The organism is Candidatus Tisiphia endosymbiont of Parasteatoda lunata, from assembly GCF_964030955.1.
Lineage (GTDB): Bacteria > Pseudomonadota > Alphaproteobacteria > Rickettsiales > Rickettsiaceae > Tisiphia.
Genome location: NZ_OZ035003.1, coordinates 153,402 through 169,571, shown reverse-complemented (window position 1 = coordinate 169,571; position 16,170 = coordinate 153,402). Strand labels below are relative to the sequence as shown.

Here is a 16,170-nt window from a genome sequence, read left to right as displayed (position 1 = left end):
ATAGTTTCTAACTTTTAAGTTAGTACATACATGAGGCATTCATGCCGTAATATTAAGCTCTGCACTTGCAGTGCAGAGTGGTTAACTCATTGCCTGTGTGTTTGCATATGGTAAAATTAATGCAAAAGCTTCTCCTGTATCATGGCAAGCAGCTCCATAAATATATGTTGAAATGAATTGCTGTTGCCGAACTTTACGGGGTCTAGTGCCACGCTTAGCCCATATACGAGTTAAGCTACCTTGTTGCCCAACTCGAGTTTCATCCTGAGACCATATATCAACTTTACATCTATCGATATTTTTTGGTAATAATTCTGTTAACATATCTGGAAAGTTTTTTTATATGTATTTTGAGTCTCTTGATTTGACTTTGGATGCATTGAACGAGAAGTAATCCAGCTAAAACCAAGGCGGTGCATAGTATTGTAGACTGTTTTTAAAGCACATTTAGCACCATATTCCTCAAGTAACATGATATGTAACTCCTTTCCAGTTATATACCCACCAGTTTTACTTTCACTGAGCGTATTGATTTTATCAAAAAGAGCAGACTCTTGTATAGTGTTAATCTTCCTAGGGGCACCGCTTCTTTGTGATTCAAATAATCCTTCAAAACCATGATTCCTAAATCTTCTGAGCCATGATTGCACAGTTTTCCAGTGTGACTTCACTATTGCAGATATGGCTTTAAAAGATTTGCCTAATTGAAGGTGATACATCGCCAATAAACGTATACGATTTCGACCATGCGGCTCATGTTTCATCATTTTTATAAAATCATGACCTTCAAAACCTTGCGGTAATATTAACCTAGCTATTTGATTACCTTTTATCAGTTAAAAAACCATTTTATAACACTGCGTTAATTATTGCAATTGGTATTATCAAGAAAAGATAAGAATGAATCATACAGATATTTTTTAACAAAATCTTACACTTCACAGATATATTCTTTTTGTGTTGTGACACTTTCTAAATGAGCCATATACAAATAGTTTCTAACTTTTAAGTTAGTACATACATTAGGCATTCATGCCGTAATATTAAGCTCTGCACTTGCAGTGCAGAGTGGTTAACTATTGATTATTACATGTAATTTAAAACCATAAAAATACCCCATAGAGGATTTACTATGTTTGGCTAATCCTTTAAAAACTTTATAGTCACCTTTTTGGTTAAAACCCCCAGCTTCAGCTGGGAAAGACTTCAGTCCTTGTTCTAATATTTCAATTCACTATAACTTGAATATATGATATTTTAATATACATAAGAGCAAGCTCTTCATGTATATTAAAATATCATATATGACAGATTATAACAAGACTAGCCACACTGTATTTTACCATCGCTTTCATGTTGTTTGGATCACTAAATATCGCTACAAAAGTATTGCAGGGTAACTTATAAGAATTAGGATCAGAGAGATAGCACAGGCATTAGTAATATCTCTTTAGAGTAATAGCGACTTCCAGTCTAGATATCAACCCACCAGCTTCAGCTGGTTGTTATTGAGAGAAAAATTTAAAATTCTTAGCATAGGATGTATGAAACATAATTATTATTGTTAACATTTCACTTAGACTCATGCTACAACAGCGATTTCTTTGCTTATTTGATGGTAATAACTTTCTCTGTTCATACTCCAAATAAATTTTACAAAAATCATCTATAAAACTATATAATTCTGTGATATCTTTTCTCATGCCTGTAGTTTGTTTTTTTGTTTAAAAATATAAATACTGCAGGCACTCCTTTTTGACAATCCTTTTATCTATTACTATTTCATCTATATCTTATCCCGAACTGACGTGACATAAAAGATGGCTTAGGTCTGATAGCTGCTGGTGGAGTCGCTGTAGTTGCTGTTGTAGCTACTATCAAGAAGTTTTGTGGTGGAGTAAGCCGTTTGGGTCATAACGCATTAGCATTAGCTGACTTAGCAGAATCAGACGATCGTTTAGACAATAATGAAGAGACATCATCTTTAACAGGTGTAATAGTTGACGATAACGCGGATATCTAAAACTAGGGTAATTTAACCTGAATTCGATGTAACTTGTTACATCGAATTCAGTCATGTATAACAAATTTCTATAGCTGTTTCAAATATAACACAGTTGATAGAAAATTATCAAAAAAATAGTCAAGTAGCTTGTAATTAATTATTTTTACATATATAGTAGCTGCGTGTTTAGATATTTCTAAAAAGGTTTTAAGGTATTATGATTGCGTAGGGTCATCCCTGTGCATCCGATGGTTACCCTTGCGAAAGTATGGGTCTAGAAAAGTTTAATATAGTCTGCTAGGCTGTTTTTTTAGATTTCTCTACCTGCACGGGAATGACATCGAGCAGAAATAATTTTTGAAACTAATTGCTCTAAGAAACTGTATTTAGAAAATGAATTAACTTAAATAGGAAAAAATTATGAATAATAAAAGTAAAAAAAGCAGTTTTTTGAAAAACTTGCTAGCGACTGCTTCTATTGCTTCAGTTATAGTCGGTGGAAGTAATACGGCATTTGGTGCTGCTGTTGGAGGTGTAGAGGCTAGGACTATGAGAGCTGTTGCTGACCATGTGCTTAGTACAGGTGCTGGACTAAATCAGAGTGCTGCTCCTGCTGATCTACGATTTATCTCAGGCTCTAGTTTGGCATATGATGATCATGCTGATGCTTGTACTGTTACTGCTGACGTTGCTGGTGGTCAAACTATTAGTACGCTTGATCTAAATAGAGCTGCGGCTAATGGTGCTCAAGGTTTGTTTACAGTTAATACAGACACAGTTATCAATTCTATAATTAATAGCCAGGGTGTTGCTGGGGGTCCTAATAATGTGGTTCCTTTTGCAGTTGGAGCTGGTCAAAGTTTAACTTTAGGTGGTAGGACTGCTCCTAATAGTCTTGCACTTGCTGCTCTTGGTGCTGAGTTTGTAAGTGGAGTTAACTTTGCTGGTGGTAATGGTAGCCTTAATATTATTACTGGTGTTGGTGCTAATTTTGCTATTGCTCCTGCAGATCTCGATTTTACTAAACTTACAGCTGCTAACGCTCAAAATGCAACATTGAATATTGACAATGCTGGCAATGCTGCTGGCGTTGCCTTTAGGACAATATTCCGTAAATCAGAAGTTGCCGAATACAAAATAATTAACATCTCTGATGGTAGTGTTGTTGAATTCAACTCTACTGTAACTGTTGGTGGTATTGGTAATACGTTGGACTTACAACAACAAGGAGCAAATAGTAGAATCAACTTTGGTACTAATGGTGATGGTACATTGTTGCTTACTTCTAATGCTGATGCTCATAGTTTTAGAGTTATGAATGGATCTCTTGGTGGTAATAATAAAGATGGAGATGGTATAATTCACTTCAATAGTACTGGGAACGCTGGAGCAGTTCTTAGTCCTGCAGTTGCAGGTAATGCCGTAGTTGGTATAAATAAGGAGAATAGAGCTAAAGAATTCATAGTTACTGCTATTGCTGCTAATGCTGCAACAATTACAGGAAAAGTATATGCTAAAGATATTGAATTACGCGGTGGGACTATCAATTTACAAGGTGAAGTTGATGTAGGAGATCAGGGTAAAACAAACATAAAAGCAGTTACAGCTGTAGTTCTATCCCAGAATAGTAATCTTGGTACAACAGATTTTTATAATGTAGCTAATAGTACAATTACTGTGGCAGCTGGTAAAAAACTTGAAGGAAACTTTCATGCTAACTTAAATGGTGGTGCAGCTGGTGCAGTTGGAACGATAACTTTTAAAGGTGATGGTGTATTAAAAGCTGATGTAATAAACAAATTAGTTGCAATTGAAAATATACAACCTGGTCTTTTGGAATTGTCAGGACAGCATACTGTCACTGAACTACGAGGAACTGTGGCTGGTACACATTTTAAATTTGCTAAGGATTATAAATTGACCGGTAATATTAATAACACTGCTCCTGCTGCTGCTGCTGCTTCAGATTTAACGTTTGAGGGTGATGCTGAAATTACTGGTAATATTGGTGCTGCTGGTGCTGGAGCAGTTCGTAATATTATCATCCCTAAGGATAGCACAGTAAAAGTTGCTGGTGATACGATTAATGCTGCTAGTATCTTTGATAATGCTGAGAGTGGAACATTGAAATTAACTAATAAAGCAGGTGATGTAACCATTACATCTACAATGAGTGCTAATAGTGGCGGTACTATTGATGCAACTGAAATGAAAAAGGATAATACTTTAAATATTACTGGCACTATTGGTACGGATCCTGCTGGTAATGATCCTAAGGCTTTAAAGAAATTATTACTGAACGGACAAAAACTTAACTTTGACATAGTTGCAGCTGCCAATAAATGGGTTAATATTGCTGGAATTGATTTTGGTGGTGGAGTTTCAACAGTTAAGATGGATGTTGATGCTGCTAAATATGCCTTTGGAGCTTTGACAAATGCAGAGGAAGCTACATTTGAAGTTAGTGAGAATGTTGACTTATATAATACAACAACCTCTAAGGATGGGGGAGTAAAGGAAATCAAGTTTACAGCAAACGATAAGACTCTTACTCTTCATAAAGGTAATGATATTACTGCTAATAGTATAACTGCTTCTGGTGGAAGTAATCTAGTTTTTGCTGGGGATGTTGCTCTAAAAGGTGACATAGGAACATCAACCAGGCAATTTAAAGGTCTCAAAGTAAATGCTGGTGTTAAGGCAATTACATCGGGTCAAGGCTTTTTCAGCGAAAATATAGAATTAGCAGATGGCGAATCTACATTAGTTGTAGATGGTAATTATACTACTAAAGCAGTTGTTGGTAATGTTCCTGGTGGTGGAACACTGAAATTTGTTAATGATGCTGGTGTTGGTACTGATATAAAATTCACTACTACAGCAGCTGCTAATGCTGGTGCTATTAACGGTATATCTACCTTAGAATTGCATGGTGGTAATGTGGAATTAGTAGGTGATAACGGTCTAAAATTTAGCAATATTAAGTTTGCAACTGCTGCAAGCTTAACTTTAGCTTCAAATATGAGACTTGATGGGATAAATGTTGATAGTACTTTTGATAGTGCGAGTTCTAAAGGTGCTAGACCTACAGTTATATTATCAGCTATTGATCACACTATTAGTAAACCTAACCATATTGGTGATAAGGATCATTTGGTTAATCTACAATTTGCTGGAGATAATACCTTAAATGTTACTACTACAGACTTCTTTGCTGGTGCAACAACTACAACTGATAATCAAGGTGCTGTTAACTTTAAGGCTGGTTCTGATAAGGTTTATGGTTTAGGTTCTAGCGGACTCAACTTAAAAGCTGCAACTTTTGAAGTAAATACCGAAAACTTTGGTGATACTTATGTCAGTAATGCTATTATTAATGACAAATTGAAGTACACAGCTGGTGGAAAAGTAGCTGGTGGACTACAAGTTGGTAGTGTTGATGGTGGTTCTGTAGCTGAGTTTAAAGATAAGGTTGTTTTGACAGCTGCTATAACCAGTAAGGGAGCAGATAATAAGATTAACTTCACAGATAATGCTACTATTATTGGTACTAAGCTTGGTACAGAGAATGATCGTTTTAAGGCTATAATATTTAATGGCAATAAAAAAGTAAGCTTGAAGAATGCTGCTATGTATGCAGAAGTAGTTAACTTCGGTACTGAAAGGATCGTAATTACTGATAACAACATAATTAGTGGTACTTCACATGTTAATGCCAATATTAATTTGAACTCTGGTAAGTTAATCTTCCAAGATAACAAAAATGACGTAAATTCTACATGGGGTCCTAAGACTTCTATTTCAACTACCTTAACTGCAGATGGAAAACTTGGTTCTATAGAAGTTAATACTCCTATAGAGGTGGCTGCTAGTGTACCAGTTAATCTTATAGTCGTGAAGGATGAAGCTCAATTAGGGGCGGATCAAGAGTACAAGTTGATTAGCAATGGTAAAAATCTAATTCTAGGTAATGATGCACGATTTGGTCCTCTAACAGTAGCAAAATCAACAAATCAAGCATATGTAAAGTGGACTGTTTCTACTAAAGATGATAAAGATGTTTACTTGTTGCGTTCAAATGATGCTGCAACTATAGCTCCACTTGATGTGAAAGATGCTGGTGGTGATAAGATAGATCAGGAAAATGCTGCTTTGTTTGGTCGTGAGGCACCACGTTATATGACTGATGTTGGTACGTTAGACCCAAAAGAACGTGGTAAAGCACTAAAAGGAATTGTAAACGCTGAGAATTCACTAGTGACTGATGCTGTCGAACATACTAATGCTGGGATTGCTAGTTTAGTGGGAGCAAGACTTGCTCAAGTTGATGAACAACAAAAACCTGTAGGTAGTGGTTCTGATGATGTAGCTGGTGAATCAATGGGTGCATGGGCTATGCCATACTATAATCAAGCTGTTCAGAAGGGTGAAGGTAGTGTTGTTGGCTATAAAACGAAATCTGCTGGTGGAATCCTTGGTTTCGATGCTTTAGCAAACGAAAATCTAATGATCGGTGCTGCTGTTAGTATTGTTAGAACTGATATGAAATACAAAGATTATAAAATTGGAGAGAAAACAAATATTAATACTGTGATGCTCTCTATTTATGGATCACAACAACTTGATAAAAATTTCTTTGTACAAGGTTTGTTTTCTCTTGGTTCAAATAAAATTAAGAATAGCGATCCTAGAAAAGTGCCTACTTCTCGTAATGCTAGTGGTCAGCAAATTGCTAAAGCTAGTTATGATTCTCTGTCTTACGGTGGTCAAGTATTATTTGGTTACAATGCTAAAATGTCTGACACAATGTCATTAATACCGATGGCTGGAATTCGTTATACAGGATCTAGCGATGAAGGTTATAAAGAAACTGGTACAGACAACGTAAATAAGGTCGTTGCTAAGAAGACTAACAATAAAGTTGAAGCTGTGCTTGGTACTAGATTTGCAGTTTCTGTAGATACTAGCGGTATTACAGTGATGCCTGAAGCCCATGCTTTTGTTTCTCAAAAGTTATTTGGTGATTCAGGGAAAGTTAGTGCTAAATTAGATGGTATGACTAGTTCGTTTGCTACTAGATCTGACAAAGAGGCAAAAACATTATTTAACCTTGGTTTAGGCGTTACTGCTAAAGCTGGTAATATGGAGTATGGAGCTGGTTACGATGCATATTTAGCTAGTAAATATGTTGGTCACCAAGGTACTTTAAAAGTTCGTGTAAACTTCTAAACTAATCTTTTAAGTTTACTTATCTATTACTTCAAACAAAAGGGTTTTCTTTTAAAAAAGAAAGCCCTTTTTGTTTAATAAGAGTGCTTACGAATTGATTCTTCCTGATAAGTTTGTCGTCAGAATTTGCTTTCTCTTCTTGTATAATGGGCTAAAAAATTTAGACAAAAAAGCATGTAGTTTTGTTTCGTAATAAGATAGAGTTAACCACTCTGCACTGCAAGTGCAGAGCTTAATATTACGGCATGAATGCCTCATGTATGTACTAACTTAAAAGTTAGAAACTATTTGTGTATGGCTCATTTAGAAAGTGTCACAACACAAAAAGAATATATCTGTGAAGTGTAAGATTTTGTTAAAAAATATCTTATCTTATCTTTTCTTGATAAGATATTTAAAATTTATGTTGAAACGACGCACTGCAAGTGCGGGGTTTTTCTCCCAAAGTGGGACAATAAAAAATTATACTTAGGATAAACGAATGACAAAGAAACAAAGTAGAAATTTTAGTGCAGAAGCAAAAAACTAAGATATACGTCAGTTCCGGATAAGATATAGATGAAATAGTAATAGATAAAAGGATTGTCAAAAAGGAGTGCCTGCAGTATTTATAGTCACCTTTTTGGTTAAAACCCCCAGCTTCAGCTGGGAAAGACTTTAGTCCTTGTTCTAATATTTCAATTCACTATAACTTGAACATATGATATTTTAACAAGACTAGCCACACTGTATTTTACCATCGCTTTAATGTTGTTTGAATCACTAAATATCGCTATAAAATACTGCAGGGTAACCTAAGAGTTAGGATCAGAGAGATAATGCACAGGCGTTAGTAATATCTCTTTAGAGTAATAGCGACTTCCAGTCTAGATATCAACCCACCAGCTTCAGCTGGTTGTTATTGAGATTTTTAAACAAAAAAACAAACTACAGGCATGAGAAAAGATATCACAGAATTATATAGTTTTATAGATGATTTTTGTAAAATTTATTTGGAGTATGAACAGAGAAAGTTATTACCATCAAATAAGCAAAGAAATCGCTGTTGTAGCATGAGTCTAAGTGAAATGTTAACAATAATAATTATGTTTCATACATCCTATGCTAAGAATTTTAAATTTTTCTATAAAAGTTATATAGAGTGCATGCATAAGGATGATTTTCCCAAAGCCTTGAGTTATAATAGATTTGTTGAATTAATGGCACGATTATTCATACCGCTAAATATGTTGATTCATTTGTTGTTTGGTGAGGAAACAGGTATTTATTGTCCCACTTTGGGAGAAAAACCCCGCACTTGCAGTGCGTCGTTTCAACATAAATTTTAAATATCTTATCAAGAAAAGATAAGATAAGATATTTTTTAACAAAATCTTACACTTCACAGATATATTCTTTTTGTGTTGTGACACTTTCTAAATGAGCCATACACAAATAGTTTCTAACTTTTAAGTTAGTACATACATGAGGCATTCATGCCGTAATATTAAGCTCTGCACTTGCAGTGCAGAGTGGTTAACTTTATTGACTCTACAACGATTAAAGCTTGTCACAATAAAAGGCGTTATAGCAATAAAGTTTTTAAAGGATTAGCCAAACATAGTAAATCCTCTATGGGGTATTTTTATGGTTTTAAATTACATGTAATAATCAATAATAAAGGGGAGTTTATGGCATTAAAAGTGACCAAAGGCAATGTAGATGATAGGGTTCCAGTACCGGAGTTAACAAAAAGATTAACTGGAATTATAGCAGCTGATAAAGGTTATATTAAGCAAAATTTGTTCTTAAATTTATATGAAAGAGGCTTAAAAATGATTCATGGAATTAAGAAGAATATGGAAAATAAATTAATGGCTTTGAAAGAAAAAATCTTACTTCGAAAGCGTAACTTAATTGAAACAGTTTTTGATTATCTAAAAACTCAATAACAACCAGCTGAAGCTGGTGGGTTGATATCTAGACTGGAAGTCGCTATTACTCTAAAGAGATATTACTAATGCCTGTGCTATCTCTCTGATCCTAATTCTTATAAGGAGTCTGTCCTATAGTTTGTGTAAGTTGCAAAGAAAGCAGTAAGAGATTACTGTAAAAAAAGTAACTTAAGCAAGCAAGGAGGAATTATGGCTAAAAAATTAGATACAGATAAAGATACATTAGACATCAGTAATCAGCTAGTAGAAGAATTATTATCAAAAGCAGATCCATCGGAGTTATTTGGTCGAGATGGTTTATTGTCCCACTTTGGGAGAAAAACCCCGCACTTGCAGTGCGTCGTTTCAACATAAATTTTAAATATCTTATCAAGAAAAGATAGGATATTTTTTAACAAAATCTTACACTTCACAGATATATTTTTTTGTGTTGTGACACTTTCTAAATGAGCCATACACAAATAGTTTCTAACTTTTAAGTTAGTACATACATGAGGCATTCATGCCGTAATATTAAGCTCTGCACTTGCAGTGCAGAGTGGTTAACTGTCCCACTTTGGGAGAAAAACCCTATAATGGACTGAAAAAATTAGACAAAGAAGCAGGTATTTTTGTTTCTCAATAAGTATAGAATAATAAATAAAATTAAAGAGAAACAAATGGGTAAAAAACAAATTAAAAATTTTAGTGCAGAAGCAAAAACTAAAATAGTATTAGAGATGTTAAAAGAAGAATCAACAATAGGTCAGTTATCGGTCAAATATGAAGTAACGGCTAAAACTATGCAAAACTGGAAACGACAATTTTTAGATAATGCGTCATTGGCATTTGAGCCAGCAAAAGCTGTTAGTGAGTACAAAGGGCAGATTAGTGAACTTAAGAATCAAAACGATGAACTTGCAAAAGCATTAGGTAAGGCTACAGTCGAGAGGGACTGGGCGGTGGGAAAGCTAAACAGCTTGGACTTATCAAATAAGAAAAGTCTTGTCGACCCCAAGCTGAGTACGTTAGCAAAGACAAGGCAATGTGAACTATTAAAGATAAGCAGATCTGGAGTATATTATAAAGCTAAAGTAATGAGCTTATATAATCTTGATATTTTAAATAGAATAGATGAAATATATACGGATAACCCTGAGTATGGTTATCGTTATATATACAAACAATTATTGGAAGACGGCTTTAATGTGGGCAGAGATAGGGTGCTTAAATATATGGGAATAATGGGTATAGAAGCTATTCATCCTCATAAAAAGCAATCTACTTCTGTGAAGGATGGTCAACATAAAATTTATAGCTATTTGCTTGAGCCGTACTGGCACAAATCAGGAACGAATAGAACTATTCATGTACCTTATGTTAATCAAGTGTGGAGTGGTGACATTACTTATATTAGAACTAACGGAGGATTTATGTATCTTGTGGCGATTATAGATTGGCATAGTAAGGCAATACTAAGTTATAAAGTATCTAATTCTATGGATGCATCACTTGTAACCGATGTATTAAAAGATGCACTGAATAAATACCCTGCACCACAAATATTCAATAGTGATCAGGGTAGTCAATATACTGGACATGAGCATACGGGAATTCTAAAAGAGAATAATATACAAATCTCAATGAACGGTAAGGGTAGAAGCATTGATAATATTGTGATTGAAAGATTTTTTAGAACTTTAAAATATAATTGTATATTTATAAATGATTTTAAAAATATCGCAGAACTTAAAGATGGTATTGATAAATACATGGATAAATATAACAATCAAAGATTCCATTCAAGTATTGGTTATAAAAAACCGATGAACGTGTATCTTGATTACTTACAAAATGCAGCTTAAAAATTATGTAAAATGGGAAACAAAATTAGTGAAAAATTTGTCTTGAAAAATCAGTCCAGTTTCCCCCGCACTTGCAGTGCGTCGTTTCAACATAAATTTTAAATATCTTATCAAGAAAAGATAAGATATTTTTTAACAAAATCTTACACTTCACAGATATATTCTTTTTGTGTTGTGACACTTTCTAAATGAGCCATACACAAATAGTTTCTAACTTTTAAGTTAGTACATACATGAGGCATTCATGCCGTAATATTAAGCTCTGCACTTGCAGTGCAGAGTGGTTAACTTCAACAGCTAAAGAAGCAAATAGTTGAGAAAATATTAGCAAGTGAGTTGGATCATGAATTAGGATATTCAAAACATAGCAAGATGCCAAAAGTAGATAATAATCGTCGTAATGGTAGCTATGAGAAGACAGTAATTGATGGGGATGGTCGTAAGCTGACAGTAGAAGTACCAAGAGATCGGGAAGGAGAGTATAATCCTCAATTAATACCAAAAGGGCTGAGGAGATTTAATGGATTTGATGAGAAAGTGATATCCCTTTATGGTCGCGGTATGACAGTCAGCGAGATCCGAGGGCATTTAGAAGAAATATATCAAACTGATGTATCTGGTGACTTGATATCCACCATAACAGATGGGGTGATAGAAGAAGTAACTAGGTGGCAAAATCGTTGTTTAGATAGGGTGTATCCAATATTATACTTGGACTGTATCTATGTAAAATCTAGAGACAATCACATAGTAATAAATAAAGCAGTATATTTAGCACTTGCTGTAAATATAGAAGGGAAAAAGGAGTTACTGAGTCAATCATTTAATTTGTGTAAGTTCATTTTTTATTTTCCAATAAATCATATTTAAAATCTCCACAAAGTATTTCAAATTGATTTAAAGCTAAAGACCAATCTTTAATAGGCATGGTCCATTTTTTGGCTGCATTTTGTAGGGATAAAAATATTATTTTTTGAATTGACTTATCATCTGGAAACACCCCCTTATTTTTGATAATTTTTCTAATTTGACGATTTACAGATTCTATAGTGTTAGTAGTATAAATTACCTTTCTGATCTCTTCAGGAAAGGCAAAAAACGGTATTATCCCAGACCAATTACGTTGCCAAATATCAGAAATTACCGGATATTTTTTATCCCATTTTACACCAAATTGCTGAAGTTTTAAACGTGCCATTTCGTCATTATTAGCTGTATAAATTTGTTTTAGATCTGATGTGACCTCTTTTAAATCTTTATATGACACATACTTTACTGAATTGCGAACCATATGTACAATACATAATTGTACTATAGTACTCGGGAATACACTGCTTATAGCTTCTGGAAAGCCCTTTAAACCATCCACACAAGCAACATAAATTTGTTCAATTCCTCGATTCTTTAACTCAGTAACTACTTGCATCCAAAATTTAGCACCTTCATTTTTGCCTATCCAAATGCCAAGTAACTCCTTTTTCCCTTCTATATTTACAGCAAGTGCTAAATATACTGCTTTATTTATTACTATGTGATTGTCTCTAGATTTTACATAGATACAGTCCAAGTATAATATTGGATACACCCTATCTAAACAACGATTTTGCCACCTAGTTACTTCTTCTATCACCCCATCTGTTATGGTGGATATCAAGTCACCAGATACATCAGTTTGATATATTTCTTCTAAATGCCCTCGGATCTCGCTGACTGTCATACCGCGACCATAAAGGGATATCACTTTCTCATCAAATCCATTAAATCTCCTCAGCCCTTTTGGTATTAATTGAGGATTATACTCTCCTTCCCGATCTCTTGGTACTTCTACTGTCAGCTTACGACCATCCCCATCAATTACTGTCTTCTCATAGCTACCATTACGACGATTATTATCTACTTTTGGCATCTTGCTATGTTTTGAATATCCTAATTCATGATCCAACTCACTTGCTAATATTTTCTCAACCATTTGCTTCTTTAGCTGTTGAAATAAACCATCTCGACCAAATAACTCCGATGGATCTGCTTTTGATAATAATTCTTCTACTAGCTGATTACTGATGTCTAATGTATCTTTATCTGTATCTAATTTTTTAGCCATAATTCCTCCTTGCTTGCTTAAGTTACTTTTTTTACAGTAATCTCTTACTGCTTTCTTTGCAACTTACACAAACTATAGGACAGACTCGAGTTACTTGGCATTTGGATAGGCAAAAATGAAGGTGCTAAATTTTGGATGCAAGTAGTTACTGAGTTAAAGAATCGAGGAATTGAACAAATTTATGTTGCTTGTGTGGATGGTTTAAAGGGCTTTCCAGAAGCTATAAGCAGTGTATTCCCGAGTACTATAGTACAATTATGTATTGTACATATGGTTCGCAATTCAGTAAAGTATGTGTCATATAAAGATTTAAAAGAGGTCACATCAGATCTAAAACAAATTTATACAGCTAATAATGACGAAATGGCACGTTTAAAACTTCAGCAATTTGGTGTAAAATGGGATAAAAAATATCCGGTAATTTCTGATATTTGGCAACGTAATTGGTCTGGGATAATACCGTTTTTTGCCTTTCCTGAAGAGATCAGAAAGGTAATTTATACTACTAACACTATAGAATCTGTAAATCGTCAAATTAGAAAAATTATCAAAAATAAGGGGGTGTTTCCAGATGATAAGTCAATTCAAAAAATAATATTTTTATCCCTACAAAATGCAGCCAAAAAATGGACCATGCCTATTAAAGATTGGTCGAAACTGGACTGATTTTTCAAGACAAATTTTTCACTAATTTTGTTTCCCATTTTACATAATTTTTAAGCTGCATTTTGTAAGTAATCAAGATACACGTTCATCGGTTTTTTATAACCAATACTTGAATGGAATCTTTGATTGTTATATTTATCCATGTATTTATCAATACCATCTTTAAGTTCTGCGATATTTTTAAAATCATTTATAAATATACAATTATATTTTAAAGTTCTAAAAAATCTTTCAATCACAATATTATCAATGCTTCTACCCTTACCGTTCATTGAGATTTGTATATTATTCTCTTTTAGAATTCCCGTATGCTCATGTCCAGTATATTGACTACCCTGATCACTATTGAATATTTGTGGTGCAGGGTATTTATTCAGTGCATCTTTTAATACATCGGTTACAAGTGATGCATCCATAGAATTAGATACTTTATAACTTAGTATTGCCTTACTATGCCAATCTATAATCGCCACAAGATACATAAATCCTCCGTTAGTTCTAATATAAGTAATGTCACCACTCCACACTTGATTAACATAAGGTACATGAATAGTTCTATTCGTTCCTGATTTGTGCCAGTACGGCTCAAGCAAATAGCTATAAATTTTATGTTGACCATCCTTCACAGAAGTAGATTGCTTTTTATGAGGATGAATAGCTTCTATACCCATTATTCCCATATATTTAAGCACCCTATCTCTGCCCACATTAAAGCCGTCTTCCAATAATTGTTTGTATATATAACGATAACCATACTCAGGGTTATCCGTATATATTTCATCTATTCTATTTAAAATATCAAGATTATATAAGCTCATTACTTTAGCTTTATAATATACTCCAGATCTGCTTATCTTTAATAGTTCACATTGCCTTGTCTTTGCTAACGTACTCAGCTTGGGGTCGACAAGACTTTTCTTATTTGATAAGTCCAAGCTGTTTAGCTTTCCCACCGCCCAGTCCCTCTCGACTGTAGCCTTACCTAATGCTTTTGCAAGTTCATCGTTTTGATTCTTAAGTTCACTAATCTGCCCTTTGTACTCACTAACAGCTTTTGCTGGCTCAAATGCCAATGACGCATTATCTAAAAATTGTCGTTTCCAGTTTTGCATAGTTTTAGCCGTTACTTCATATTTGACCGATAACTGACCTATTGTTGATTCTTCTTTTAACATCTCTAATACTATTTTAGTTTTTGCTTCTGCACTAAAATTTTTAATTTGTTTTTTACCCATTTGTTTCTCTTTAATTTTATTTATTATTCTATACTTATTGAGAAACAAAAATACCTGCTTCTTTGTCTAATTTTTTCAGTCCATTATAGTCTTTAGCTTTAAATCAATTTGAAATACTTTGTGGAGATTTTAAATATGATTTATTGGAAAATAAAAAATGAACTTACACAAATTAAATGATTGACTCGTAAAAATTTTATTGTCCCACTTTGGGAGAAAAACCCCGCACTTGCAGTGCGTCGTTTCAACATAAATTTTAAATATCTTATCAAGAAAAGATAGGATATTTTTTAACAAAATCTTACACTTCACAGATATATTCTTTTTGTGTTGTGACACTTTCTAAATGAGCCATACACAAATAGTTTCTAACTTTTAAGTTAGTACATACATGAGGCATTCATGCCGTAATATTAAGCTCTGCACTTGCAGTGCAGAGTGGTTAACTCTAGTATAATATTCCAAGGGAGGAGGTCTACAATTTTATTGGCTTTATAATCCTGAATTGTTGCAAGTACTTTTTGCAAATATTTCCAAGGATTGACATTATTTAATTTAGCAGTTTCGATAATGGAATAGATAATAGCAGCAGTATGACCACCATTGTCTGATCCAGCAAAAAGCCAATTTTTTCGCCCTATGGCAATTGATCTCATTGCACGCTCTGCAGCGTTATTGTCAATTTCTATAGAAATAGCTTTTGCCGTACTGCTTTTTTTAGGCAGTTGATCATATGCTTTCCTAAAACCTGTAAACAATTTTTCCACCAGTACTTTAGATTTTTTCGTGCGTTCCTCTAGCCTCTTATCAGGTTCTAATCCTCTTATGTTAGCTTCGATGCCATAAATTTCACCAATCTGCTCCAATATGGCGATAGCAATATTGGCTTTATCATTTGCTATTGTTACTTCGTAAAACTTACGGCGTACATGAGCCCAACATGCTGCTTCCTCTATCTTAGTAGCTGATTTTTCATCATCGATATATATAATTGGTTATAACCAGCATAAGCGTCAGCATGCAGCACTCCTGTAAAATCTTTGAGATGCTCAAGCGGTCTTGTCCCTTTCCGATCAGGGCTATAAAAATAGCAAACTGCAACGGTTTTGTCGCATCTATAAATCATACTACATCAAGATTGTTAAAACTAAGGTTT

General features: G+C 34.1%; 15 protein-coding genes and 3 pseudogenes. 7 read left to right on the top strand and 11 right to left on the bottom strand.

Features of this window, described 5'->3' with window-relative positions; genetic code table 11:
• Nucleotides 1-81 precede the first annotated feature (81 nt).
• The 4 genes from AAHN00_RS00950 to AAHN00_RS00940 form a co-directional block, all read right to left on the bottom strand.
• Nucleotides 82-324, bottom strand: coding sequence for a transposase (locus tag AAHN00_RS00950; RefSeq protein ID WP_342271051.1), 243 nt, complete (start codon nucleotides 322-324; stop codon nucleotides 82-84).
• Nucleotides 318-767, bottom strand: coding sequence for a helix-turn-helix domain-containing protein (locus AAHN00_RS00945; RefSeq protein WP_342270962.1), 450 nt, complete (start codon nucleotides 765-767; stop codon nucleotides 318-320). The genes AAHN00_RS00950 and AAHN00_RS00945 overlap by 7 nt, the downstream gene beginning before the upstream one ends.
• A 305-nt stretch (nucleotides 768-1,072) precedes the next feature.
• Nucleotides 1,073-1,210 carry a transposase gene (locus AAHN00_RS14915; protein WP_410521464.1) on the bottom strand — a complete coding sequence of 46 codons (138 nt, stop codon included), beginning with the start codon at nucleotides 1,208-1,210 and terminating at the stop codon, nucleotides 1,073-1,075.
• A 295-nt stretch (nucleotides 1,211-1,505) separates the two neighbouring features.
• Nucleotides 1,506-1,703, bottom strand: coding sequence for a hypothetical protein (locus tag AAHN00_RS00940; RefSeq protein ID WP_342271837.1), 198 nt, complete (start codon nucleotides 1,701-1,703; stop codon nucleotides 1,506-1,508).
• Nucleotides 1,704-2,425: 722 nt separating this feature from the next.
• On the opposite strand from AAHN00_RS00940, the gene AAHN00_RS00935 reads away from it, so the two are divergent.
• The 4 genes and pseudogenes from AAHN00_RS00935 to AAHN00_RS00920 all read left to right on the top strand — a co-directional run.
• Nucleotides 2,426-7,234, top strand: coding sequence for an autotransporter outer membrane beta-barrel domain-containing protein (locus AAHN00_RS00935; protein WP_342271836.1), 4,809 nt, complete (start codon nucleotides 2,426-2,428; stop codon nucleotides 7,232-7,234).
• A gap of 310 nt (nucleotides 7,235-7,544) precedes the next feature.
• Nucleotides 7,545-7,706, top strand: a complete 162-nt coding sequence (locus AAHN00_RS00930) for a hypothetical protein (protein ID WP_342271835.1) — start codon at nucleotides 7,545-7,547, stop codon at nucleotides 7,704-7,706.
• A 463-nt stretch (nucleotides 7,707-8,169) separates the two neighbouring features.
• Nucleotides 8,170-8,562: a transposase gene (locus tag AAHN00_RS00925; RefSeq protein ID WP_342271663.1), complete on the top strand. Its 393-nt coding sequence runs from the start codon at nucleotides 8,170-8,172 to the stop codon at nucleotides 8,560-8,562.
• A 186-nt stretch (nucleotides 8,563-8,748) separates the two neighbouring features.
• A pseudogene (locus AAHN00_RS00920) lies at nucleotides 8,749-9,165 on the top strand (IS982 family transposase); the annotation flags it as partial.
• Nucleotides 9,166-9,404: 239 nt separating this feature from the next.
• Here the strand turns inward: AAHN00_RS00920 and AAHN00_RS00915 are convergent.
• A complete protein-coding gene (locus AAHN00_RS00915) occupies nucleotides 9,405-9,623 on the bottom strand; it encodes a hypothetical protein (RefSeq protein WP_342271834.1) in 219 nt (72 codons plus the stop codon).
• Nucleotides 9,624-9,827: 204 nt separating this feature from the next.
• On the opposite strand from AAHN00_RS00915, the gene AAHN00_RS00910 reads away from it, so the two are divergent.
• Nucleotides 9,828-11,012, top strand: a complete 1,185-nt coding sequence (locus AAHN00_RS00910) for an IS3 family transposase (protein ID WP_342270912.1) — start codon at nucleotides 9,828-9,830, stop codon at nucleotides 11,010-11,012.
• A 25-nt stretch (nucleotides 11,013-11,037) separates the two neighbouring features.
• On the opposite strand, the gene AAHN00_RS00905 is transcribed toward AAHN00_RS00910, so the two are convergent.
• Nucleotides 11,038-11,193 carry a hypothetical protein gene (locus tag AAHN00_RS00905; protein ID WP_342271833.1) on the bottom strand — a complete coding sequence of 52 codons (156 nt, stop codon included), beginning with the start codon at nucleotides 11,191-11,193 and terminating at the stop codon, nucleotides 11,038-11,040.
• A 155-nt stretch (nucleotides 11,194-11,348) separates the two neighbouring features.
• Here AAHN00_RS00905 and AAHN00_RS00900 point away from each other — a divergent pair, with 155 nt between their 5' ends.
• Nucleotides 11,349-11,882, top strand: a complete 534-nt coding sequence (locus AAHN00_RS00900; RefSeq protein WP_342271832.1) for a transposase — start codon at nucleotides 11,349-11,351, stop codon at nucleotides 11,880-11,882.
• Here AAHN00_RS00900 and AAHN00_RS00895 read toward each other — a convergent pair.
• On the bottom strand, nucleotides 11,851-13,113 hold the full coding sequence (locus AAHN00_RS00895; protein WP_342271831.1) for an IS256 family transposase: 1,263 nt from the start codon (nucleotides 13,111-13,113) through the stop codon (nucleotides 11,851-11,853). The two genes, AAHN00_RS00900 and AAHN00_RS00895, sit on opposite strands and share 32 nt — an antisense overlap.
• 87 nt (nucleotides 13,114-13,200) lie before the next feature.
• On the opposite strand from AAHN00_RS00895, the pseudogene AAHN00_RS00890 reads away from it, so the two are divergent.
• Nucleotides 13,201-13,779 (top strand): annotated as a pseudogene (locus AAHN00_RS00890) (IS256 family transposase); the annotation flags it as partial.
• Between the two features lie 50 nt (nucleotides 13,780-13,829).
• On the opposite strand, the gene AAHN00_RS00885 reads toward AAHN00_RS00890, so the two are convergent.
• From AAHN00_RS00885 to AAHN00_RS00870, 4 genes and pseudogenes are all read right to left on the bottom strand, one after another.
• Complete coding sequence (locus tag AAHN00_RS00885) at nucleotides 13,830-15,014, bottom strand: IS3 family transposase (protein ID WP_342270912.1); 1,185 nt, start codon at nucleotides 15,012-15,014, stop codon at nucleotides 13,830-13,832.
• 129 nt (nucleotides 15,015-15,143) lie between these two features.
• Nucleotides 15,144-15,353, bottom strand: a complete 210-nt coding sequence (locus tag AAHN00_RS00880) for a hypothetical protein (protein ID WP_342271830.1) — start codon at nucleotides 15,351-15,353, stop codon at nucleotides 15,144-15,146.
• A gap of 176 nt (nucleotides 15,354-15,529) precedes the next feature.
• Nucleotides 15,530-15,970: pseudogene (locus AAHN00_RS00875) on the bottom strand (IS66 family transposase); the annotation flags it as partial.
• Nucleotides 15,967-16,140, bottom strand: coding sequence for an IS66 family transposase (locus tag AAHN00_RS00870; RefSeq protein WP_342271829.1), 174 nt, complete (start codon nucleotides 16,138-16,140; stop codon nucleotides 15,967-15,969). The gene AAHN00_RS00870 and the pseudogene AAHN00_RS00875, both read right to left, overlap by 4 nt.
• Between the last annotated feature and the right edge of the window lie 30 nt (nucleotides 16,141-16,170).